The 23,920-nt window shown below is 41.7% G+C and carries 23 protein-coding genes and 1 other annotated feature; of the genes, 22 read left to right on the forward strand and 1 reads right to left on the reverse strand.

What is annotated here, in order from left to right:
- Positions 1–13 precede the first annotated feature (13 nt).
- The 8 genes from NSQ49_RS17920 (at position 14) to ysxE (ending at position 9,316) form a co-directional block, all read left to right on the forward strand.
- Entirely contained in the window at positions 14–847 is an 834-nt protein-coding gene (locus tag NSQ49_RS17920) for a cytochrome c biogenesis protein (RefSeq protein WP_159863338.1), read from the forward strand.
- A 292-nt stretch (positions 848–1,139) separates the two neighbouring features.
- Positions 1,140–2,075, forward strand: coding sequence for a hydroxymethylbilane synthase (hemC, locus tag NSQ49_RS17925; protein ID WP_159863337.1), 936 nt, complete (start codon positions 1,140–1,142; stop codon positions 2,073–2,075).
- Positions 2,072–2,854 carry a uroporphyrinogen-III synthase gene (locus tag NSQ49_RS17930; RefSeq protein WP_251284711.1) on the forward strand — a complete coding sequence of 261 codons (783 nt, stop codon included), beginning with the start codon at positions 2,072–2,074 and terminating at the stop codon, positions 2,852–2,854. Before hemC ends, NSQ49_RS17930 begins: the two co-directional genes overlap by 4 nt.
- Positions 2,854–3,834, forward strand: a complete 981-nt coding sequence (gene hemB / locus NSQ49_RS17935; protein WP_159863335.1) for a porphobilinogen synthase — start codon at positions 2,854–2,856, stop codon at positions 3,832–3,834. The genes NSQ49_RS17930 and hemB overlap by 1 nt, the downstream gene beginning before the upstream one ends.
- 54 nt (positions 3,835–3,888) lie before the next feature.
- Entirely contained in the window at positions 3,889–5,175 is a 1,287-nt protein-coding gene (gene hemL / locus NSQ49_RS17940) for a glutamate-1-semialdehyde 2,1-aminomutase (protein WP_251284710.1), read from the forward strand.
- Positions 5,176–5,280: 105 nt separating this feature from the next.
- A protein-coding gene (locus NSQ49_RS17945) for an IS3 family transposase (protein ID WP_341070733.1) occupies positions 5,281–6,446 on the forward strand; the annotation gives its coding sequence in 2 pieces (ribosomal slippage) (positions 5,281–5,557 and positions 5,557–6,446; 1,167 coding nt in all).
- A 474-nt stretch (positions 6,447–6,920) separates the two neighbouring features.
- Entirely contained in the window at positions 6,921–8,165 is a 1,245-nt protein-coding gene (gene spoVID / locus NSQ49_RS17950) for a stage VI sporulation protein D (RefSeq protein ID WP_251284495.1), read from the forward strand.
- A 92-nt stretch (positions 8,166–8,257) separates the two neighbouring features.
- On the forward strand, positions 8,258–9,316 hold the full coding sequence (ysxE, locus tag NSQ49_RS17955; RefSeq protein WP_159863332.1) for a spore coat protein YsxE: 1,059 nt from the start codon (positions 8,258–8,260) through the stop codon (positions 9,314–9,316).
- Positions 9,317–9,329: 13 nt separating this feature from the next.
- Here ysxE and NSQ49_RS17960 read toward each other — a convergent pair whose 3' ends face one another.
- A complete protein-coding gene (locus NSQ49_RS17960) occupies positions 9,330–9,521 on the reverse strand; it encodes a hypothetical protein (protein ID WP_236566176.1) in 192 nt (63 codons plus the stop codon).
- Positions 9,522–9,739: 218 nt separating this feature from the next.
- Positions 9,740–9,996: a binding site (T-box leader), on the forward strand.
- 56 nt (positions 9,997–10,052) lie between these two features.
- Here NSQ49_RS17960 and NSQ49_RS17965 point away from each other — a divergent pair.
- The 14 genes from NSQ49_RS17965 to minC all read left to right on the forward strand — a co-directional run bounded on the left by NSQ49_RS17965 (position 10,053) and on the right by minC (position 23,919).
- On the forward strand, positions 10,053–12,698 hold the full coding sequence (locus NSQ49_RS17965; RefSeq protein WP_251284494.1) for a valine--tRNA ligase: 2,646 nt from the start codon (positions 10,053–10,055) through the stop codon (positions 12,696–12,698).
- Positions 12,699–12,768: 70 nt separating this feature from the next.
- On the forward strand, positions 12,769–14,091 hold the full coding sequence (locus NSQ49_RS17970; protein WP_251284493.1) for a bifunctional folylpolyglutamate synthase/dihydrofolate synthase: 1,323 nt from the start codon (positions 12,769–12,771) through the stop codon (positions 14,089–14,091).
- Between the two features lie 140 nt (positions 14,092–14,231).
- A complete protein-coding gene (locus NSQ49_RS17975) occupies positions 14,232–14,522 on the forward strand; it encodes a hypothetical protein (RefSeq protein ID WP_341071006.1) in 291 nt (96 codons plus the stop codon).
- 16 nt (positions 14,523–14,538) lie between these two features.
- Positions 14,539–14,922, forward strand: a complete 384-nt coding sequence (locus NSQ49_RS17980) for a hypothetical protein (protein WP_251284491.1) — start codon at positions 14,539–14,541, stop codon at positions 14,920–14,922.
- A gap of 12 nt (positions 14,923–14,934) precedes the next feature.
- The gene (locus NSQ49_RS17985; RefSeq protein WP_251284490.1) at positions 14,935–15,129 is read left to right on the forward strand and encodes a hypothetical protein; all 195 of its coding nucleotides are present in this window, start codon (positions 14,935–14,937) and stop codon (positions 15,127–15,129) included.
- Positions 15,130–15,153: 24 nt separating this feature from the next.
- Positions 15,154–15,705 carry a GGDEF domain-containing protein gene (locus tag NSQ49_RS17990; RefSeq protein ID WP_251284489.1) on the forward strand — a complete coding sequence of 184 codons (552 nt, stop codon included), beginning with the start codon at positions 15,154–15,156 and terminating at the stop codon, positions 15,703–15,705.
- Between the two features lie 546 nt (positions 15,706–16,251).
- Positions 16,252–17,004 (forward strand): prepilin peptidase, encoded by a 753-nt coding sequence (locus tag NSQ49_RS17995; RefSeq protein ID WP_396399260.1) that lies wholly within the window; start codon positions 16,252–16,254, stop codon positions 17,002–17,004.
- Between the two features lie 605 nt (positions 17,005–17,609).
- Entirely contained in the window at positions 17,610–18,689 is a 1,080-nt protein-coding gene (locus NSQ49_RS18000) for a hypothetical protein (RefSeq protein ID WP_251284488.1), read from the forward strand.
- 232 nt (positions 18,690–18,921) lie between these two features.
- A complete protein-coding gene (locus tag NSQ49_RS18005; RefSeq protein WP_159863328.1) occupies positions 18,922–19,494 on the forward strand; it encodes a Maf family protein in 573 nt (190 codons plus the stop codon).
- Between the two features lie 51 nt (positions 19,495–19,545).
- Complete coding sequence (radC, locus tag NSQ49_RS18010) at positions 19,546–20,235, forward strand: RadC family protein (RefSeq protein WP_159863327.1); 690 nt, start codon at positions 19,546–19,548, stop codon at positions 20,233–20,235.
- Between the two features lie 160 nt (positions 20,236–20,395).
- Positions 20,396–21,418 carry a rod shape-determining protein gene (locus tag NSQ49_RS18015; protein ID WP_035331317.1) on the forward strand — a complete coding sequence of 341 codons (1,023 nt, stop codon included), beginning with the start codon at positions 20,396–20,398 and terminating at the stop codon, positions 21,416–21,418.
- A gap of 177 nt (positions 21,419–21,595) precedes the next feature.
- Positions 21,596–22,480 carry a rod shape-determining protein MreC gene (gene mreC / locus NSQ49_RS18020; protein ID WP_159863326.1) on the forward strand — a complete coding sequence of 295 codons (885 nt, stop codon included), beginning with the start codon at positions 21,596–21,598 and terminating at the stop codon, positions 22,478–22,480.
- Positions 22,477–22,992 carry a rod shape-determining protein MreD gene (gene mreD, locus NSQ49_RS18025; RefSeq protein WP_341071010.1) on the forward strand — a complete coding sequence of 172 codons (516 nt, stop codon included), beginning with the start codon at positions 22,477–22,479 and terminating at the stop codon, positions 22,990–22,992. Before mreC ends, mreD begins: the two co-directional genes overlap by 4 nt.
- A 249-nt stretch (positions 22,993–23,241) precedes the next feature.
- Complete coding sequence (minC, locus tag NSQ49_RS18030; protein ID WP_159863324.1) at positions 23,242–23,919, forward strand: septum site-determining protein MinC; 678 nt, start codon at positions 23,242–23,244, stop codon at positions 23,917–23,919.
- Position 23,920: the final 1 nt, after the last annotated feature.

Here is a 23,920-nt window from a genome sequence, read left to right on the forward strand (position 1 = left end):
AGGGGTCCTGTCAATGTCTGATTTCTATATGACACGGCTGCACGAATTTACGGTGGTTCTGTATGCCTTATGTGTCTTATTATATTTTATTGATTTTCTTCACCATAACCGGAAGGCGAATAGAATTGCCTTCTGGTTACTTGCATTTGTATGGGTGCTTCAGACGGTTTTCCTGGTACTATATATGATGAATACAGGAAGGTTCCCTGTACTGACCATTTTTGAGGGCTTATATTTTTATGCCTGGGTGCTTATCACTCTTTCTTTGGGAATTAACAGGCTGCTCAGAGTCGATTTTATCGTCTTTTTTACAAATGTTCTTGGCTTTATCATAATGGCGATTCATACATTCGCACCTGTGCAGATTGATTCGGCTGTACAGGCCCAGCAGCTCATATCAGAACTCCTGCTGATTCATATAACAGTTGCGATTCTTTCATATGGAGCCTTCTCGCTCTCCTTCGTTTTTTCATTGCTGTATCTAATTCAATACGATTTGCTGAAAAGGAAAAAGTGGGGAACAAGGCTGCTCCGGATAACGGATCTGTCAAAGCTTGAACATATGTCCTATGTATTAAATGTTATCGGTGTACCTATGCTGATGATAAGTTTAATTTTAGGCATCCAGTGGGCATACATAAAATTGCCGCATATGGTCTGGTATGACTCCAAGGTAATCGGCTCATTCATTGTCCTGGCTTTATATAGTATTTATCTCTATATGAAAGTTGGAAAGGGCTTATATGGAAAATCTTTAGCACTCTGGAATTTAGCTTCATTTTTAATTGTATTAATTAATTTCTTTTTATTTGGCAAACTTTCATCATTCCATTTTTGGTATTCATAAAAAAGCGGAGGCGACTGACCAGCCCCGACCAGCATAAGAGGGTCTGCGGCGCGGCGCAGTTTGCCGCAGAGCAGAACAGCTTATGACCTCGAGGGGCTAGGAGCCGGAGCTGGACAAAAGAAAAGCGGAGGCGACTGATCAGTCCCGACTAGCATAAGATGGTCTGCGGCGCGGCGCAGTTTGCCGCAGAGCAGAACAGCTTATGACCTCGAGGGGCTAGGAGCCGGAGCTAGACAAAGAAAAGCGGAAGCGGCGGTTAAGCCGCTGCCAGACACAATTGCAGGAGGCTGTAATGAGAAAAATTATCGTAGGTTCAAGACGAAGCAAGCTTGCATTAACTCAGACAAATTGGGTGATCAGCCAATTGAAAAACCTCGATCCATCCTTTGAGTTTGAAGTGAAGGAAATAGTCACCAAAGGTGATAAAATTCTTGATGTTACCCTTTCAAAAGTCGGAGGAAAAGGTTTATTCGTAAAGGAAATAGAACAGGCCATGCTTGATGAAGAAATTGATTTGGCTGTACATAGCATGAAGGATATGCCCGCTGTACTTCCTGAAGGCCTGACAATCGGAAGCATTCCAGAAAGAGAAGACCACAGGGATGCACTCATCTCAAAAGGGCATATCAAATTGAATGACTTAAAGCCGGGTTCTATTATTGGAACAAGCAGCCTGCGCAGAGGGGCTCAGCTGCTGGCGCAGCGTCCGGATTTGGAGATTAAGTGGATCAGAGGAAACATAGATACCAGATTATCCAAATTGGAAACGGAAGAATATGATGCGATCATTCTTGCTGCAGCGGGTCTATCCAGAATGGGCTGGGCATCGGATGTTGTTACGGAATTTATGGAGCCGGAAATCTGTGTGCCGGCTGTTGGCCAGGGAGCACTTTCTATAGAGTGCCGTGAAAGTGATAAGGAGCTTCGGGCATTGCTGGATAAATTCACATGCCCAAAGACGAACCAGACTGTACGTGCAGAGCGTGCTTTCCTTCATAAGATGGAAGGCGGCTGCCAGGTTCCGATTGCTGGGTATGCAACAATGAATGAAACAGGGGAAATGGAGTTAACAGGACTTGTAGGTTCTCCTGATGGAAAAGTGATTTACAAGGAAACACTAACCGGTTCAAATCCGGAAGAGCTTGGTGTTAAGATGGCTGTTAAGTTAACCGAGCAGGGTGCTAAAGAGCTTATCGACAGAGTAAAAGAGGAGCTTGACGGGCAATGAAACGGACTTCCCCTTTAGAAGGCATGAATGTTCTGGTGCCAAGAGGGAAAAAGCAGGCACAGTCCTTTTCAGATCTTATCTGCAGCTATGGGGGGATACCAGTTGAGATCCCCCTGATTGCTTTCGAGCCTTTGCGGAATAATGAAGCTTTAATTCAAGCACATAAACAAATTCAATCTTATGACTGGGTGATTTTCACCAGCAAAACGGCAGTGGATGCTTTTTTTGAGAATTTTAGTCAAGTCAGCCCTTTTCCTAAGATAGCGGTTATCGGTGAGAAAACAAAACAAACGCTTGCAGATAAGGGATTAAAGGTCCAGTTTGTGCCAGGAGAGTATGTAGCTGAAGGGTTTGTAGAGGATTTTTTGCCGTTTGTAGAAAAAGGGATGAAGGTACTAATCCCTAAAGGAAATTTGGCACGTGACTATATCGCAGCTTCTCTCACAGAATATGGTGCAAATGTTGATGAAATTATTGTTTATAAAACTACGTTTCCACGCGAGAGCCTCAGCCTGTTAAGAGACCAGCTTTCAGGAAAAGGGTTAGATATACTTCCTTTTACCAGTCCCTCCACAGTGGACCATTTTATGGAGGCTGTTAAGGAGCTTGGGTTTCAGAATGCGGTGAAAGACAGTGTGGTTGGCTGCATCGGCCCTGTAACAAAAGAACGTGCAGAGGCATATGGCCTGCAGGTTCATGCATTTCCGAAAGTATATACAGTACATAGCATGCTTAAGGGCATTATTAGATACTTAGCAGAAACCAGGAGGGAAAATTAATGGATCTTCAATTTAACAGGCATAGACGCCTTCGCAAAAGTCCGAATATGAGAGCGCTTATCCGTGAAAACTTCTTGCGAACAGAGGATTTAATTTATCCGCTTTTCGTGGCGGAAGGAGAAGGCATTAAAAGAGAAATACCTTCAATGCCGGGTATCTTTAACTTATCACTGGATCACCTGGAAGAGGAGATGAACGAAGTTGTTTCTCTTGGAATTAAGTCCGTCCTTTTATTTGGAATTCCTAAGGAGAAAGATGCATGCGGGCAGCAGGCTTATCATGATCATGGAATCGTACAGGAAGCTACCAGATTTATTAAAGCTAAATATCCGGAAATCATCATTATTGCTGATACTTGCCTTTGCGAGTATACGGACCATGGCCATTGCGGTCTGATTGAAAATGGTGAAGTGCTGAATGATGCTTCTCTGGAACTGCTAGTACAGACTGCTGTCAGCCAGGCGAAAGCAGGAGCAGACATTATCGCTCCGTCCAACATGATGGATGGATTTACAGCAGCTATCCGGGCAGGTCTTGATGAAGCGGGATTTGAAGATATTCCTGTTATGTCTTATGCAGTTAAATACGCATCTGCATTCTACGGTCCTTTCCGTGATGCTGCTGACAGCACACCGCAATTTGGCGACAGGAAAGCATACCAGATGGATCCTGCCAACCGCATGGAAGCCATGCGCGAAGCTGAATCGGATTTAATGGAAGGTGCTGACTTCCTGATTGTTAAACCGGGAATGCCTTATTTGGACATTGTACGTGATGTTAAGAACAACATCAATCTGCCAATTGTCATTTATAATGTGAGCGGTGAATATTCAATGGTTAAAGCTGCGGCACAGAACGGCTGGATTGATGAACAAAAAATAGTTATGGAAATGCTTACAGGCATGAAGCGTGCAGGAAGTGATTTAATTATTACTTACCATGCCAAAGATGCGGCAAGGTGGATTAAGGAACAAGGCTAAAATCGCAGGCCGATAGTTATTGGAACTTCTTATTAAATAGAAAAGAGGGATGACATGCGCTCTTATGAAAAATCTAACAGGGCTTTTAAAGAGGCAAGCGAATTGATGCCCGGAGGAGTAAACTCTCCTGTACGTGCATTTAAATCAGTTAATATGGATCCCATTTTTATGGAACGCGGACGCGGCTCGAAAATTTACGATATTGATGGCAATGAATATATCGATTACGTATTGTCGTGGGGACCTTTAATTCTGGGCCATACTAATAAACGTGTGGTCGAGGGTATTAAGAAAGTAGCTGAAATGGGAACAAGCTTCGGTGCTCCTACTGAAATTGAAAACGAACTCGCAAAGCTTGTTATTGAACGAGTTCCTTCCATCGAAGTGGTACGGATGGTTTCTTCCGGAACAGAAGCTACCATGAGTGCTTTAAGACTTGCCCGAGGATATACCGGCCGAAATAAAATTATGAAATTTGAAGGCTGCTATCATGGCCACGGCGATTCCCTGTTAATTAAAGCTGGCTCTGGTGTGGCAACTCTGGGACTGCCTGACAGTCCGGGAGTTCCTGAAGGTGTTGCTAAAAACACCATCACAGTTCCTTACAATGACCTTGAAAGCGTAAGGTATGCCTTTGAGCAATTCGGAGATGATATTGCAGGTGTGATTGTGGAGCCGGTAGCTGGAAATATGGGAGTCGTTCCTCCTCAGCCGGGCTTCCTTGAAGGCTTAAGGGAAATCACAGAACAAAACGGATCCTTGCTCATTTTTGATGAAGTTATGACCGGATTCCGTGTCGGCTATAATTGTGCGCAGGGCTATTTTGGGGTGACACCGGACATTACATGTCTTGGCAAGGTTATTGGCGGCGGTCTCCCAGTCGGTGCATATGGCGGAAAAGCGGAGATTATGAAGCAGATTGCACCAAGCGGTCCAATATACCAGGCAGGAACATTATCAGGAAATCCTCTTGCCATGACAGCAGGTTTTGAGACTTTAAGCCAGCTGACACCGGAATCATATAAAGAATTTGAAAGAAAAGCTGACAGGCTGGAAGAAGGGCTTAAAGCAGCGGCTGAAAAATATGATATCCCGCACACCATTAACCGTGCCGGATCTATGATTGGTATTTTCTTTACAAATGAAGACGTTGTTAACTATGAAAAAGCTAAATCATCCAACCTGGAATTCTTTGCAGAATACTACAGGGAAATGGCAAACCAGGGAGTCTTTCTGCCGCCATCCCAATTCGAAGGACTTTTCCTCTCAACTGCACACACAGATGAGGACATCGAAAAAACAATTAGTGCTGCTGAGCAGGCTTTCTCCAAATTAAAATAATAAAAACCTGACACTCATCTAGAGTGACCCAGTAAAATGAGACAAGGAAAAAACACCCCCTGAATCGTATTTAATATCTATACGATTTTTGGAGGTGTTTTTCTTATGGGGACAAGAGTTCATTATCCAGAAGAAATAAAGTGGGAAGCGATTAAGTTAAAGCAAAAGGGATTAAGCAATCAGGCAATTATGGAACAGCTCGGAATTAGAAATGTTTCACAAATCAAAACTTGGATGAAATGGCATAGAGAAGGTCAGGTTCACCGGTTTTCTCAGCCCGTAGGCAAACAATACACGTATGGTAAGGGGCCAGACGAATTAAGTGAAGTAGATGAATTAAGAAGGAAGAATAAACAATTGGAGATGCAGCTGGATATTTTAAAAAAGTACCAAGAGATAGAAAGGAGCTGGAGCCGCAAGTCGTGTTAAAAGTCGTAGAGGAGCTGTCTTCTGTGTATTCTATAATCAGTATTTTAGGTACCTTGGAAGTACCAAAAGCTACTTATTATCGGTGGAAGAAAAAGTATATTCACACCATAATGAGTCCATTAGAAGAGCTTATAGTACATCTTTGCGAGGAAAATCATTTTCGTTATGGTCACCGGAAAATTAAAGCTCTTCTCAAACGAAATCATCGGGTTGATGTTAATCGGAAGACAGTCCAAAGAATTATGCAAAAATACAAAGTGCAATGCCAGATAAAGGTGAAGCGACCTAAATACTTAAATGGAGAAACCAATATTATTGTTGAAAACTTATTAAATCGGCAATTTAGAGCAGATAAGCCGAATGAGAAGTGGGTCACAGATATTACATATCTGCCTTATGGTCCATCAATGGTCTATCTGTCGACAATTATGGATTTGTACAACAATGAAATTGTAGCGTTTAAGGTGAGCACAAGCCAGGAAACTAAATTGGTTTTAAGCACCCTTCGGGAAGCTCTAGAAAAAAGAAAACCAGCTGAAGGAATCATGATTCATACGGATCAGGGGGCTGTGTATACCTCCTATGCGTTTCAGAATATGGCAAAAGAAAACGGCATGATCACAAGCATGTCCCGAAAGGGAAACTGCCATGATAATGCCGTCATCGAATCCTTTCACTCCTCGCTAAAGTCGGAAGGATTCAAAGATCAAAAAAGATCTTCTCTTTCTCATTGTAAGTTAGTAAATATCGTAAATCAATATATGAGTTATTATAACGAAATACGCATTCAGGCAAAATTAAACTACCTGTCCCCTATTGAATATAGAGGACAGGCAGCATAGGTGTTTTTTCTAAGTCTCAAAACCGCGGGTCAGTCCACATCATATTTGATGAGTGTTTTTTCAATTTTATCTTGTCATTCTGGATCATAAAGATGTTTCCCTTAGCTGGTATAAGGGAGCATCAGGCTCGTCCTCTGATTAAAGCCAGTTCCGTCCGATGAACTTCAGACTCAACCCCTTGGAATTTGGCTATCTGTGTCCGAAGTTGGATCAACTTCAGACTCAAGGCCTTGAAAATTTGCTTTCTCTGTCCAAAGGTGCACCAAACTTAGGCACACAAACTCGGTTCTAATCTTTTCTTGTCTCCAGGCATATCAACCTACCACTCACCAAATTTAAATATTTCAAAGATCTATATCAAATGAGCCAGATTCCCCTAAAGCGTTATTTTTCTAATCATAAAGTATCCCCATCCCTCATAGGATTGTTAATGACATAGTGATTAAACGCAAAGATTCGAAGGGAGGAGTCGCTTTGTCTCAGGGGAATCCATCGTGCTTACGATTTTCTTTAGAAGAATCAGTATGGTTTCAAAAAGGACAGGAAGTATCTGACCTGATTTCCATCTCGCTAGACCCCAATATAACAATTCAGGAAAGCGATCAATATGTAACAATCCAGGGAGCATTGGAACTGGCAGGTGAGTATAGACGCAGCGATGAAGAAGCATCAGGGGAAGAACAAGAGGATTTTGCAGCAACCAAATTCGTTCAGACTATCGAAGAACGGGGAGAAGGAATTTGTGAATTTAAGCACTATTTTCCAGTTGATATCACCATTCCAAATAATAGAATCCAAAGCTTAGACGATATTGACGTTGCAGTGGAGTCCTTCGATTATGTTCTTCCGGAAAGAAGCTGTATGAAGCTGACAGCTAATTTAACCATAACAGGATTATATGGTGATCAGCAGCATGTGCCTGTACAGGTATGGGAGGAAGAAGCTGAAACTGAAACTGAAACTGAAGAATTAGAGCCTCTGTACAGATCTCCTGAAGCGGTGGAGGAGACAGAGGAAGAAGAGCCTATTCTCCAGGAATGGCCGTCTTTTCAGCAGGAAGAGCAGAAGCTGGAGGTAGAAAGAGAGGAACAAGTAGCCGCTCGTACCGCGGAAGATATATGGGACGAGGAACAGCAGGAAGAGCAATTAGAAACTGCAGAGGTTTATACCCCGTTCGAGGCTGAAGCAAGGAAGCAGCCTGAAAAGGAAGAGCAGGAAGTTATTAAACCGGCAATACCTGCAGCGCTTGAAGTAACACAAGAACAGCCGCAAGAAGAACAGACGCAGAAAACTGCGCCGGAAATATCCTTCTCTTCTCAGCGCAGTGAAGAGGAAACACCGCCAACTGCACAGGAAATTTATCAAATGACAGAAGCATCCGAATCAGATAGCCCTTCTTTTGAAAAGAAGCCTGTTCAGGCGGCTGCACAGGAAACTGAGGAATCTTCATCTTCTCCAGAACAAGAACAGGAAGCAAAGAAAAAGAAACTTTCCAAAAAGAAAAGCATGTCGTTAACGGAGTTTTTTGCCCGCAGGGAAGAGTCAGAAGAACATGTGAAGCTCAAGGTTTGCATTGTGCAGAACGGCGATACAATTGATGTCATTGCTGAAAGGTATGATATACCGGCTCAGCAGCTGTTAAGGGTAAATCATCTGGAAATTAATCAGGATATTTATGAAGGGCAAGTGCTGTACATTCCTGTTGCGGTAGCCCACTAAAAGGTTAAAAGGCTGAGCAGGTATTCGTAACCCGCTCAGCTATTTTCGTTTAACTTATATATTTTGTCAGTTTTGGAAAGTGAGTGGTTAAGGTGGAAGAAAAAAATCGGCTGCATAAAGTCTCTCCCATTTTAAAGCATTATTCATTAGAGCCGCATTTTGTAGAGGATTTTGGGAGGGTACAGAAGGTATACAGCAGCAAAGGTGTTTTTGCTTTAAAGAAAATAAAGCCTCAGCACGGAGCGGATTTTATAAGACATGTACAAACACTTTTTCAAAAAGGCTTCAACAGAATAGTTCCTATTTACCCAACGGTGGACGGAAGATATGCTGTACTCCATCAGAATGAATTATTTTATTTAATGCCCTGGATGTCCAATGAGGAAAAGGAGGATAGATTTGAGCGGCATCAGCAGATGCTGCGGGAATTGGCAAGACTGCACACATTGTCCTCGAGGGAGGTTCCGATAAAAAAAGAAGACCGTACCGAGCATTACGAAAATACCTTACAGGAATGGGAAAAAGAAAATGAGTTTCTGGAGGGATTCATTGAAGCGTGCGAAAGAAAAGAGTATATGTCCCCTTTTGAGCTAATGTTTTCCCTATATTACAATGATATCAGCCAGGCACTTAAATTCTCCACAAACAAATTTAAAGATTGGTTCGAAAAAACAAAGGAAGATGAAAAAGCACGAACGGTCATTATTCATGGGAAAGTTTCAACCGAACATTTTCTATACGATGATAGGGGGTATGGCTACTTTACTAATTTCGAAAAGGCAAGACAGGGGTCGCCGCTCCATGATTTATTGCCGTTTTTATCAAGGACACTAAAAACATATCCCAAAAGATCTGAGGAATGTGTAGAATGGCTTTACACTTATATGAAGTACTTTCCCTTCAGGGATGACGAGATGCTGCTGTTTCAAAGCTACTTTGCTCATCCGGGTCCTATTATCAGAGCAGCTGAGCAATATTATAAAGGGGAAGGAAAAAGGGGAGAGAGGAAGGCTGTCCAGCATCTGCAAAGGCAGTTTTGGCTGTTAAAAAATATTGAATATGCCGTTATGAGAATCGATGAGATTGAGAGACAAAAACAAGAAGCAAAAGCGGCAGCAGAAGCTCAAGCACAGGAAGGAGCCCAAAGCTGAAGGTTGAGGGCTCCTATACTAATTGAAGATGAAAGGCGATAGCGATCAGAATGAACAGCGAAAGCAGCAGCACATCGAAGGTAGTAGGCAATAATATTGTTCTAATGCCTTGAAAAACACAGAACGGGATAATGAATTGTGCACATATATTCCTGAAAGTTCTTAACCAGGGAGGCAGTTTGTAGGGATTATATTTTTTTCTCATTCGCGCATACCCCTTTCCCCAATGTTCTTATTTTACATCCTATGATTCTATTTTCCGTAAAGTGCCTATTTTCGTTTTTTTGACATAAAAAGGTGTTCCTGCCGGGTATAACTCATCAGCACTTTCAAGGATGCTGTGAATAATATATAAAAAACTGGGGTATCCTTATTGACTATAACCGTCTATTTTCGGTACTATATTTTATATATAAATTTAATATCGTTGCTAAGACAGGGAAGAGTACAATGGCTATTTGCCTTTTTAGAGAGGAAAACCAGCAGCTGAAAGGTTATCCAGGCAGAACCGTTGGAAGGTCGCCCTAGAGCATCTTTTGCGAAAGGCAGCAGCCAAGTAGTAAAAGACGGGAAATCCGTTATCTGCTTAAGTGTCAATCACTATAAGAATGTCTTTTACTGATTTTCTTTTTGGTTGAAAAAAAGGTGGTACCGCGAAGCAAACTCCATTCGTCCTTTTATGGCGAGCGGAGTTTTTTTATTTTTGCTGATTGCTTTTAGAAAGGAAGAATGAAATATGGATAACAATGAAATATCAATGCCGACGAAGTATGATCCGCAGGCGATTGAAAAAGGGAGATATCACTGGTGGCTGGAAGGAAAGTTCTTTGAAGCAAAAGATGATGAAACAAAGCAGCCGTATACAATTGTGATTCCGCCTCCAAACGTAACCGGAAGACTTCATCTTGGCCACGCATGGGATACGACTCTGCAGGATATCCTCACACGAATGAAGCGTATGCAGGGGTACGATGTTTTATGGCTTCCGGGAATGGACCATGCGGGTATTGCCACTCAGGCAAAGGTGGAAGAAAAGCTCCGAAATGAAGGCAAAAGCCGCTATGATCTAGGCCGCGAGAAATTCGTAGAAGAAACCTGGAAATGGAAAGAGGAGTATGCGAGCCATATCCGCCAGCAATGGTCAAAGCTTGGATTAGGGCTTGATTACAGCCGTGAACGCTTCACGCTGGATGAAGGGCTTTCAAAGGCTGTTAGAGAGGTTTTTGTTTCACTTTATAATAAAGGCCTTATTTACCGCGGCGAGTACATCATCAACTGGGATCCGTCTACAAAAACAGCCCTATCTGATATCGAAGTTATTTATAAGGATGTTCAAGGTGCCTTCTACCACATGAGATATCCTCTGGCAGATGGATCGGGTCATATCGAAATTGCTACTACACGCCCAGAAACAATGCTTGGCGATACTGCTGTAGCGGTACACCCTGAAGATGAACGCTATAAGCATTTAATCGGCAAGACAGTTAAACTGCCGATTACAGGAAGGGAAATTCCGATTGTTGCTGATGATTATGTAGAAATGGATTTTGGATCTGGAGCTGTAAAAATTACGCCTGCTCATGACCCAAATGATTTCGAAATCGGAAACCGCCACAATCTTGAAAGAATTCTTGTTATGAATGAAGACGGCACGATGAATAGCAGAGCTGGTAAGTATCAGGGGATGGACCGGTTTGAATGCCGCAAGCAGATTGTAAAGGACCTTCAGGAAGAAGGCGTTCTTTTCAAAATTGAAGAGCATATGCATTCTGTGGGCCATTCAGAGCGAAGCGGTGCAGTAGTTGAACCATACCTTTCAACGCAGTGGTTTGTTAAAATGCAGCCTCTTGCGGATGAAGCCATTGCTCTTCAAAATAAAGAGGAAAAAGTAAACTTTGTTCCGGACCGATTTGAAAAAACGTATCTGCGCTGGATGGAAAATATACGCGACTGGTGCATTTCACGCCAGCTCTGGTGGGGACACCGCATACCGGCGTGGTATCACAGGGAGACCGGCGAGGTTTATGTAGGTCAGGAAGCTCCTGTGGACAGCGAAAACTGGGAACAGGATAAAGATGTATTAGATACTTGGTTCAGTTCAGCATTATGGCCGTTTTCCACAATGGGCTGGCCGGATACTGATTCCGCTGACTTTAAGAGATACTATCCGACTGCTGCCCTTGTAACAGGCTATGACATCATTTTCTTCTGGGTATCCCGGATGATCTTCCAGGGTCTCGAATTTACAGGAGAGCGCCCATTCGAGGATGTATTAATTCATGGTCTTGTTCGAGATTCACAGGGACGCAAGATGAGTAAATCACTTGGAAATGGCGTTGATCCGATGGATGTTATCGACCAGTATGGTGCCGACTCACTCCGATACTTCCTTTCTACGGGAAGCTCGCCGGGGCAAGATCTTCGTTTTAGCATGGAAAAGGTAGAGGCAACCTGGAACTTTGCCAATAAAATCTGGAACGCATCACGTTTTGCTTTAATGAATATGGATGGATTAAAGTTCGAAGAAATCGATTTAAGCGGCGAAAAGTCTGTTGCTGATAAATGGATTCTGACCCGTTTAAATGAAACAATCGAGACTGTTACAAGATTATCTGACCGCTATGAGTTTGGTGAGGTTGGCCGAGTTCTGTACAACTTCATCTGGGATGATTTCTGCGACTGGTATATAGAAATGGCGAAGATTCCGCTGTATGGAGAAGATGAAGCTGCCAAGAAAACAACCCGCTCCATCCTGGCATATGTACTGGATAACACAATGCGTCTCCTTCATCCATTTATGCCATTTATTACAGAGGAAATTTGGCAGAACCTTCCTCACTCAGGAGACTCCATTACGGTTGCCCAGTGGCCGGAAGTACAGGCTGAATATACAGACAATCAGGCTGCAAATGAAATGAAGCTGCTTGTTGAAATTATCCGTTCTGTCCGCAACAGCCGTGCTGAAGTGAACACGCCGATGAGCAAGAAGATTAAAATGATGGTAAGGGCTAAAGACCATGAAATTCTTGCTACACTGGAAAATAACCGTGCCTATGTTGAACGCTTCTGTAATCCTGAGGAACTGGTGCTGGCTTTAGAGGTTGAAACACCTGATAAGGCGATGACAGCCGTAGTGACTGGGGCAGAAATTATCCTCCCGCTTGAAGGCTTGATTAATATCGAAGAAGAAGTGGCCAGACTGCAAAAAGAGTGGGATAAATTAAATAAAGAAGTTGAACGTGTTCAAAAGAAACTTTCAAATGAAGGCTTTATTAAAAAAGCGCCGGAAAAAGTAATTGAGGAAGAAAAAGCAAAAGAACAAGACTACAGCGAAAAGAGAGCAGCTGTGGAAGCTCGGATCAAAGAGCTAAAAGGGGAATAAATAGTTGCTGCGGAAGGCGGATCCGAATCTGGGATTCGTCTTCCTTCCTGTATAACGGAGGTGTAAATATATGTTTTCAGCTTATGAAGAAGCATTGGCATGGATTCATTCAAGACTGAGACTGGGAATGAAGCCTGGTCTGGAAAGAATGGTATGGATGATGGAAAAACTTGGGCATCCTGAGAGAAGGATTAAGGCTGTTCATATTGGCGGAACGAATGGAAAGGGCTCAACGGTTACGTTTTTAAGATCCATTCTTCAGGAAGCAGGGTATTCTGTGGGGACCTTTACATCGCCATATTTTGAGAAATTTAATGAACGTATTTCTCTAAACGGAACTCCAATTGCGGATGAAGATCTCGTTCAGCTTGCCAATGATATATATCCGCTGGCAGTTGAGCTGGAAGAGACGGAACTTGGCGGTCCAACTGAGTTTGAAATCATTACCGCCATGGCTTTTCAATATTTTGGCCATGTAAGACCGGTGGATCTTGTGCTGTTTGAAGTGGGGCTTGGAGGCAGATATGACTCTACTAACATCATCTATCCAGTGTTATCAATCATCACCAGCATCGGACTTGATCATACAGCCATACTTGGGAATACATATGAGAAAATCGCTTTTGAAAAAGCGGGGATAATCAAACCTGGAATCAGTGTAATTACTGCTGTCAAACAGGAAGAAGCCCTGGCTGTTATTCAAGATAAAGCTCTAGCGTTAAAGTCCCCGGTTTATCAGCTGGGAAAAGAATTTACCATTACCGATCATAAACCCCTGGGCAAGGGTGAGTTTTTCTCAATTAAGACTGTCTTTAAAGATTTCCCTGAACTTCAGACAGGTATGAGCGGGAAACACCAGACTGAAAATGCATCCCTGGCTGTAGTGGCAGCAGAGCTTTTAAATAAGTTTTATTCATTCTTAATAGAGGAACAGCATATTAGAGCCGGATTGAAAACAGCATTTTGGCCCGGCAGATTTGAAATTGTATCTCATGACCCACTGGTGGTAATAGATGGAGCCCATAATGAAGAAGGTATTTCTGCTTTAACTGCTGAGCTTGCAAATCGTTTTGGGGATAGAAGCAAAAGAATTGTATTCGCTGCGCTGGCTGATAAAAAGCTTGATAAAATGATCAGTAAGCTTGATGAGGCTGCAGACCGCATCACCTTTACAGAGTTTAACTTTCCTAGAGCATCATCAGCTGAAAATTTATATAATCTCAGCAGCAACAGCAGGAAACAATCTCATAAGGATTGGAAACAGTTATTAAAGTGTGAACTTTGCGAATCAGAAAATAACAGCGTTCTTGTCATCACCGGGTCCCTTTACTTCCTCTCAGAAGTGAAGCCTGTTCTTTTGAAACTATTGGAAAATAATATAAGAAAAATATGACAAAAGTTAGAAAATTCGATAAAATGTATCTGTTATCCGACTATTTTCCTAATTAAACGTAGGAGGGGGAAAAGATAGTTAGTTCACGCACCAAAAAAATAATATGGTTTTTAGGGCTGCTGTTATTTCCGGCAGGCTCCATGCTAACCTATCATTTTTACCCTCCCGACCTATTAGGACAGGGAACCAGTTTATTTGCCTTTTTTATATTAATGTTTCTCGTTTCTTCCATGCCGATGGTCGTCAATAATACGCCCATCTTTTTGATTCAATGGGTTTCAATGGCCGTCTTTTTAACCTTTGGTCTTGTTGCTGAGGTGATCATGGTCCAGCTCGGGATCCTGGTACTTCTAATAAGGCTTAAAATACAAAAAGATCAGCTGTTTCGTCTGCCGCTTAATTCACTTTACACTAAATCAGATATTAATTAGCATAATTCAGGCAGCATTGTACGGCAGGAAAATATCCTTTCTCGAAAAAGACCTGATATGGGAAACGGTCACTTCACTCATAACATTCCCGATTGGACTTATCCTTTACACACTTTATTCTGAAGTGGGAATTCTTGCAATCCTGTTTGCTGGTGTGCCATTTGTAAGTCTTTCAATCATACTGCATCTTTACTACTCAAGTAAAAAGGTAAATGATTACCTTCAGAAAGCCTCAGAAATAAGTCTTCAAATGGCCGAGCGTCTAGATGTTAATGAGGTTAGGGAGCTTTTCATTTTGAAATTGAGCGACATGATTCCTGTTGATTATGCCTATATCTTTGATATTAAGAATAATGATGAACTGCATTCCATATTCAGGATAGAGCATGGCCAAATTTAGCCGAATGTTCTGATGCCAGCCAAAAAAAATGAGGGAATCAGCGGATTGGTACTAGGCAGCAGAAAATCTGCCCTTTTTCACTTGAAAAAGAAATGGAAAGGCATTGCTGAGGAATTTCTGCCTGAAGATGCTGAGAGCATCATTAGTATTCCGATAGTCCGAAGTAATGAAATATTGGGTACCCTGCTGCTTTCCTCCATGAAATAGAGGGCCTATGAAAAGTCCCAGCTCATGATTGTCGATATTCTAAGCTCTCATTTTGCAATAGCCTTTGAGAATGCCAGGCACTACGAGGAAACAAAAGCCAAAAGCGAGCGCTGTGCGTTAACGAATCTATACAATTACCGTTATATTGAGGCGAAACTAAGTGAGGAATTTAGCAGATTGCATAATGGTTCAAGGGATCACCTATCACTCATCATACTCGATATCGATCATTTTAAAAAAGTGAACGATACTTATGGTCATCAGTGCGGAAATGAAATTCTCTGTGAACTGGCTGATCGTCTGGCAAATTTAATTGATAAGGCTGGAATTGCTGCCCGATATGGCGGCGAGGAATTTATCGTCCTAATGCCTGATACCGGCAAGGAAGATGCAATAGGCTGGGCCGAGCTTATCAGGCAGACCATTGCCAATCGGCCATTTAATCTGAAGCAGAACATTGATGGAAGAAGCAGCAGCACAAAAGTATATATAACCGCTTCTATCGGGGTAGCTGCTGCACCAGAAGATGCCGATGATTCACTGGCCCTCGCCATGCTGACAGAGCCTTATATGTAGGAGCTAAGCGAACTGGAAGTTTGCGGAATGAAGTAAAAGCCTTTTGCCTGTCAAAAGGCTTTTTAGTGTGTAAAAACAAATCTTTGGGCCTGTTAAACATATAGTTTTTATAGATAAATTGATATAATGGAAGTAATGGATAATACAGGTAAAGGGGGAGTTTGGCAATATGACTATGAGGTAGCTTTGTTTATGAACCGCTCATAATATTGCTACCTGTCTGTTCAATGGCACCTGGACTAATTGATGCACTGTCGAGTCTTCCAAGAATATATTCATTAAACCAGCGGGCAAGCAGCAGGAAGGGCTGAAGCAAACCAAGTTCTTAACTCAGCCGAGACTTTTGTAGCATCTGTAAGAGTACTTGAAAATGGTGATATGACGAGGATCTTCTAGAAAACGTTGATATGATAATAGTATATTTTAATTGAAAATGAAGCGGGGAATGAAGCCGATATTAATGGAAGTCTAACAAAAAAATCTTTAATCAAAACTTTACCAATACAACTATTGAAGATATTAATATTTATTAGAATCTGACTGTAGGTGATTAATTTAAATTTACTAATATTTGTTATAGGTACAATCCTAGGATCTTTCTACAACGTAGTAGGCCTAAGAATTCCTCAAAATCAATCTATTAGTGCACCGCGGTCCCATTGTCCGCACTGTATGCATACTCTATCACCGCTGGAGCTTATACCGATACTATCGTATATATTTCTGGGCGGAAAATGCCGATGCTGCAAGGCGTCGGTTTCAGCCTTATATCCGACTGTTGAACTTTCGACAGGTATTTTGTTTGCCGCAGCTCCGTTGATTATGGGATGGACTGTTGAATTATTTGTTGCCTGGACGGTAATTTCTCTAGTAATCGTTGTGTTTGTTTCGGATTTTAAATATATGATTATTCCAGATAAGGTTTTGCTGTTTTTTGGTACTGTCTTAATAGCCGAACGCATTTTCATACCGATCTCTCCATGGTGGGACAGCTTAGCAGGTGCAGCACTCGGTTTCTTCCTTCTGCTGCTGATAGCTGTCATCAGCAAAGGCGGTATGGGTGGAGGCGATATCAAGCTGTATGCCGTCATCGGCGTTGCTTTGGGTGTAAAGCTTGTATTACTTTCATTTTTCCTGGCTACATTATCTGGAACCGCCATTGGTGGTCTTGGCATGATTTTGGGTCTTGTTCAAAAAGGCAAGCCCATCCCCTTTGGCCCATACATAGGTATTGGTACTCTACTGGCTTATTTTTACGGAAGAGAAATAATTGAATGGTATTTTCATTCATTCCTATAAAGGTCTGATACTTTGAAATATGCTGTTTTCATAAAGTCTATTGTTTTTTCATAACTTAGTTAAAACCTTAGTTGATTTCGCTGTGGGCACTTGCTACTGAATTTGCGACGCATTTTCTTTGTATGATATTCAGTCAAGGAAGCGTATTCAATGTCCTGCGGGAGGGAAAGAAAGTATGAGATACTGCATGCAATGCAGTAAGACTCTTTTCTCTCCTGCGGTTCGCTGCGTGCCTGTAGTGGAAATAAACGAGCAGATTTCATAACAAAAACAACAATTTTTGAAAAACATGTCTTATAAAGGACCCTGATACAAAGAGTCTTCTGCAGCCTTCAGACAATATTTTCGCTGTTGTCAGCGGAAAATCCATTGCGGCTGTTTGTTTAATAGGAGAAAAGCGGAGTTTATGCTATACAAATGGAAATGAAGGTATTCCCATAAATAAGCTTGAGCCAGAATGTCATTACTGAGAATTAGCCAAAAATACAAATGAAAAATTTGACGAAATCCTTCCTTAACAAGACGACAAAAGTCTTGTTATTTTTTTTTTTCATTATGTTAGGATGAAAACAATTCAGGAAACGGTGCGGAAGGGAGGATGAGATGTGGACAAGCCTAAAAGTGAAAAAACAATCACGATTAAGATTAATGGCAAGGACCGTCCGTTTCAGGAGAAAAAAGAAGAAATGAAGGAAAAATCATGGGACCCGAGCCAGCTGGATAGGCAGAAAAAACAGGAACCCACAGAATTTTTCGCTTCTATACAAACAGCGGCTGGCAAAGAGGCGGATGACAGCTTTGATTGGATTTTGCCTGAGGAAACGGAAGATACAGAAATCAAAGAATATAAAATTGCAGCTCCTCCTAAATCACCAGCTAAAAATGGACTGGGTACACTGGCCAAAAAGTTCCGGGGAAGAAATAAGCAAGGATTTTTAACATCCATTTTACTGGCTGTCTTTTTTGCTGTCCTGCTGGGGACAAGCTTCGGGTTCATCATGCTGAAGCTGGTATTTACAGATCAGGCAGCTGAAACTGTGGCGCCTCCTATTAATGAAACGCCTCCAGCAGAAAAGCAGCAGACACCTGCTGCAGCAGCAGATTTAGAAACTATTACAACATATGTAGTTCAAGGCGGCGTTTTTTCAAATAGTGAAGCAGCGCAGCAAATCCAGGAAGCCAACTCACAAAAAGGAGTTTATAGTCAATCCATAAAAATGGGAGATCAGACTTTTCTTTTTTTAGGGGTATCAGGCAGCCTTGATAAGGCTAAGGAAATAGGCGCCGCTTTTAAAAGCGAAGGAATTGATGTATTTGCAAAGGAAGTTGCGCTTGAAGGGAAAGCAATTGAAGGGGTGAATGCCGAAGAGAAAAAACTGGCTGAAATGGTTCCTTCTTTATACCAAAGCCTTTCAGAAGGTGCAGCCAGTGCCTCTCTCGGCAGCTCCATAACCCCTGAAACGGCCGAGAAAATTGAAGGCAGCATCAAGATAATGAATGAATTGATGGAAGATCAAATTCAAAATAAGAGCCTGATTTCCATTAGAGAAGAACTATTGAAAGCATCAAAGCAAATAGAAACATATCGCAAGTCAGGAGATGCTGCATCAGCAGGTAAAATTCAGGAGCATCTGCTGGGGTTTCTTGCAGCTTATCAGTCACTGCTTCAGTCAGGCGGGCAGTAAGGACCCGGCATATTGTGCCATAATGTTAGGCGATTCGAATATTTTCTGGGAAATATCACATATTAAGCAGAGTCTGTTCGGGAAATTTAGACAGACTCTTTCTTTTTGTCATTATTCGATATTTAATGATAAAAATATCGTAAATACCTTCTTTAAAATTGTTTGTCTGGCATTTTTTTGATACGATTAACCTGTATCTCCCAATTTGATACAATAAAGGTAAGGTGATTACATGCAAAACCTCATTTTAGCCTCTTCTTCCCCGCGGCGAAAAGAACTTCTTGAAAATCTTCATTTGCAATTCGAAGTCTCCAGCAGTGATGTCGATGAAAGTTTTGATCCAGTGCTGAAACCAGGAGAGATCGTGAAGGAGCTTGCCCATAGAAAGGCAAAGGCTGTATTTAATAAGCATACTGATTCCTATGTAATTGGATCAGATACAGTTGTTGTTAAGGACGGCACTATTTTAGGAAAGCCAGACAGCAGCATGGAAGCCTTTAATATGCTGAAAAGTCTGTCTGGAACGACTCATTCCGTTTATACAGGTGTTTCCATCATTACGCCTGAGAAAAATGAAATTACATTTTATGAAAAAACCGATGTGGTGTTCTGGGAGTTAACAGATGAAGAAATTGACTCTTATATTGGCACCGGTGAACCCTTTGATAAGGCAGGGGCATATGGGATACAAGGCATTGGCAGCATGCTTGTAAAAAGTATAAGCGGAGATTATTTCTCTGTTGTCGGGCTTCCTGTCTCCAGAACGGTTCGTGAACTGAGGAAAGCGGGATACTCGCTTCCTTAATATACTTCTTTCATCTTCAACTCCCTGACTCCAGAGGGCAGGGAGGAAATTATGCAAACAGATTCTCTTTTAATTAAAGATTTCCCTCAGGATGAGCGCCCTCGTGAGCGCTTTGTCCAAAATGGTCCGCAAAGCTTGTCCAATCACGAACTGATAGCGATATTGCTCAGAACAGGCACGAAAGATGAATCAGTGCTGCAATTGGCGAATAGGCTGCTTACCCATTTTGAAGGGCTCCGGCTGTTAAAGGATGCATCCCTGGATGAAATAACGGCCATTAAAGGAATAGGAGCCGCAAAGGCAATTCAAGTGCTGGCAGCAGTTGAAATAGGACGGAGGATTTCAACCCTCACCTATGATGACAGATATATTATCCGTTCTCCTGAGGATGGGGCAAACTATGTCATGCATGAAATGCGATTTTTGTCTCAGGAACATTTTGTGTGCCTTTATTTGAATACAAAAAATCAGGTGCTTCATAAGCAGACCATCTTTATAGGGAGCCTGAACGCTTCAATCGTTCATCCCCGAGAGGTTTTTAAGGAGGCGTTTCGCAGGTCGGCTGCGTCCATTATCTGCATTCATAATCATCCGAGCGGCGATCCGACTCCAAGCAGAGAAGATATTGAAGTCACTAAGAGACTTGCAGAGTCCGGAAAAATAATCGGCATCGATGTTCTGGACCATCTGATCATCGGTGAAAATAAATTTGTCAGCCTAAAGGAAAAAGGTTATTTATAACACTATGTTTTTATTTGACGTTACGCTATAATATTGGTTATGATTTTTGAGATGCCTTGCATTTTCGAGGCGGATTGTACTAGAAAAATAAAAGAAAATTCCATTAAAATACCTTACTTAGGAAAATGAGCAATTTGTATCAGAAAGGGAGATACCATTTATGTTTGGAATCGGTACTAGAGACCTTGGAATAGATTTAGGAACAGCTAATACACTTGTCTATGTAAAAGGAAAAGGAATTGTTGTCAGAGAGCCGTCGGTAGTGGCTCTGCAGACAGATACTAAAAATATTGTAGCCGTCGGTAATGATGCAAAAAATATGATCGGCCGTACTCCCGGCAATATTGTTGCGCTGCGTCCAATGAAGGATGGCGTTATTGCGGATTATGAAACCACTGCTGTCATGATGAAATATTATATTAAACAAGCCAATAAAAATAAGGGCTTCTTCTCAGGGAAGCCGTATGTAATGGTTTGTGTACCATCTGGTATTACAGCTGTTGAAGAGCGCGCTGTTGTAGATGCAACCCGTCAGGCAGGCGCCCGGGACGCTTATACCATTGAAGAGCCGTTCGCTGCAGCAATCGGTGCTAATCTTCCTGTTTGGGAACCTACAGGAAGCATGGTTGTCGATATCGGCGGAGGAACTACTGAAGTAGCTATCATTTCCCTGGGCGGAATTGTTACAAGCCAATCGATCCGCATTGCCGGTGATGAAATGGATGATGCGATTATCAATTATATCCGCAAAAATTACAACCTGATGATCGGTGACCGTACAGCAGAAACAATTAAAGTGGAAGTAGGCTCTGCCGGAGATCCGGAAGGCGTCGAAAATATGGAAATTCGCGGACGCGATCTGTTGACGGGCTTGCCAAAAACCATTGAAATTACTGCTGAAGAAATCTCCAAAGCATTAAATGATACAGTATATGCGATTGTGGATGCAGTAAAAAATACTCTTGAAAAAACCCCTCCTGAACTGGCAGCAGATATTATGGACAGAGGCATTGTCCTGACTGGCGGAGGAGCGCTTCTGCGCAATCTGGACAAGGTGATCAGCGAAGAAACAAAAATGCCTGTCCTTATTGCAGAAAATCCATTGGACTGTGTTGCCATTGGTACTGGAAAAGCTCTTGACCATATTGATTTATTCAAAACCAAAGCTAAAGAATCCAGATAAATAGAGTTCTGAATAAGCAAAATAATGAAGCCCATTCACTTCTTTATAGTGTATGGGCTCAAATTTGGTTTTTTATTGAGCATAAAATGATATCTTTGCAGATATATGTTATATTTTGTTGAGCAGTGCCTAAATGGCGCAGGCTTTCCTGAAAAAATACTATTCGAGGTGTAAAGGATGCCACAGTTCTTTCTGAACAAACGCCTGATTATTTTGCTTGTCAGCATTATTATTCTCGTGGCATTGATTGGATTTTCTTTAAAGGATAGAGAAAATTTGACCTGGCCTGAACAATTTTTAAAAGATACTACCGGGTTTATACAAAATGCTGTTTCCAGCCCAGTGAATTATGTGGCGGGATTCTTTGAAAATGTCGAAGACTTGCAAAATACATACAAAGAAAATAAAGATCTGAAGACAAGGCTGGATGAACTTGCAAGACTTGAGTCTGAGGTTCAGAGGCTGAAAAAGGATAATACAGAACTTCGTGAGATTTTGGATAAGAAGGATTCTTTAAGTGAATTTGAGCCAAAGCAGGCAACTGTAATAGGCAGAAACCCCGATAGATGGCATGAATTGCTTATTATAAATAAGGGGAAAAATGCCGGGATTGAACCCAACATGGCTGTTATTACGTCAAAAGGCCTGATTGGGAAAGTAAAAAGCAGCAATACCTTTACTTCAACTGTTCAGCTTCTTAGTTCCATGGATCCGACCAATCGCATCTCGGCTGAAATTCAGGCAGGCGAGAATAACTTTTTCGGTCTGATTGAAGGCTATGATAAAGAAAAAGGTCTTCTTTTGCTTAAGAGAATTCCTTATGATGCTAAGGTTGAAAAGGATCAAAACGTTATTACATCAGGTCTGGGCGGTGTTTTCCCTAAGAGCCTTTCGATTGGGAAGGTTGTAGATGTAGTTCCAGATGAATTTGGTCTGACTCAGACTGCATATGTTAAGCCTGGAGCAGACTTCTATGATATTGGACATGTAATGGTCGTTAAAAGAGGTGCATTACAGCCTGATCTAATGGAAATGGTTGATGAGAAGGAGGAGGAGCTGTGAGAAGATTCCTTCTTCCTCTCATACTTCTGGCCATATTTATTGGAGAAAGCATATTTGTTCAAATAACTCCGTATGACTTATTAGGCAGCGGAAAAATAGCAGCTCCCCGTTTTCTGATGGGTGCATTGGTTATTTTGACTATTTTTGGGTCGAAAAAGCACGGAATTCTTTATAGCCTATTGTTCGGGCTGCTTTTTGATATTGTGTATGTTGAAATTATCGGCATTTATTTGTTTCTATTTCCGGTCATTGCTTTTATTACAACCAAACTAATGAGAATTCTACATATGAATATAGCGGTGGCTTCCATAATCGTGCTATTGGGTATTACCCTTCTTGAGGCCGGTGTCTACCAGATGAATTTATTGATTCACCATTCAGATATGGTATTTTCAGTATTTCTTTCGTCCCGTCTCTTGCCAACTCTAATATTGAATGCCATTTTCATTATATTAGCTGTTTACCCACTTAAAAGACTTTCTGAAAAATTTGCAGATAGCTTAATCGAATAATTGTTAATTTCACAACGCTGAGGAAGAAACCGGATTACTCCGGTTTCTTTTAAATGAATAATTTTCAGTAAAAAAGGAATTTAGAAGGTTTCTGTCGAATTCTACCTTTATGGGCAAATAAGGGTAGGGATAATCGACATATTTTTTTATGGATTTTCTCAGGCAGGACTGTGTTTGAAGTAACCCCTGCTTAAAAATAAAGTGCGGCAGCACGAATGTGTTTCTTATCATTGAGGTGAACATCTTGAAATGAAAAAAAACCAAAACGTTACAATAAAAGGCACCAAAGACGGACTGACTTTGCATCTTGATGATTCCTGCTCTTACGGAGACCTGAAGAAAGAACTTGACAGAAAGCTTTCAGAGAACTCCAGATCGGTTGAAGACCGGCTTCTTTCCGTAAGGGTTCAAGTAGGCAACCGTTATCTTACAGAAGAGCAGCAGGAAGAATTAAGGGAGTTAATCAGGCAAAAGAAGAACCTGATGGTTGAGTCAATAAGCTCTAATGTCATTACCAAAGAAGAAGCTGAAAAACAGAAGGAAGAGAACGAAATTGTATCGGTTGCAAAGGTGATCCGCTCGGGGCAGGTTCTCGAAACGGCTGGAGATTTGCTTCTTATCGGAGACGTAAATCCAGGCGGTACTGTTATGGCAGGGGGCAACATCTTTATTATGGGGGCACTAAAAGGCATAGCCCATGCCGGCTGCAATGGAAATAATGAAGCCGTGGTGGTAGCCTCACTTATGAAACCATCCCAATTAAGAATCAGCCATTTTATTAACCGTGCTCCTGACAATGATCAGGATGAAGAAAAAAGGGAAATGGAATGTGCTTACATTGATGAAAAAGATCAAATTACAATAGATAGATTACAAGTATTGATGCATCTGAGACCTAATATAACTAGATTGCAAGGGGGAAGCTAGG

The organism is Cytobacillus sp. FSL R5-0377, from assembly GCF_038004385.1.
Classification (GTDB): Bacteria; Bacillota; Bacilli; order Bacillales; family Cytobacillaceae; genus Cytobacillus.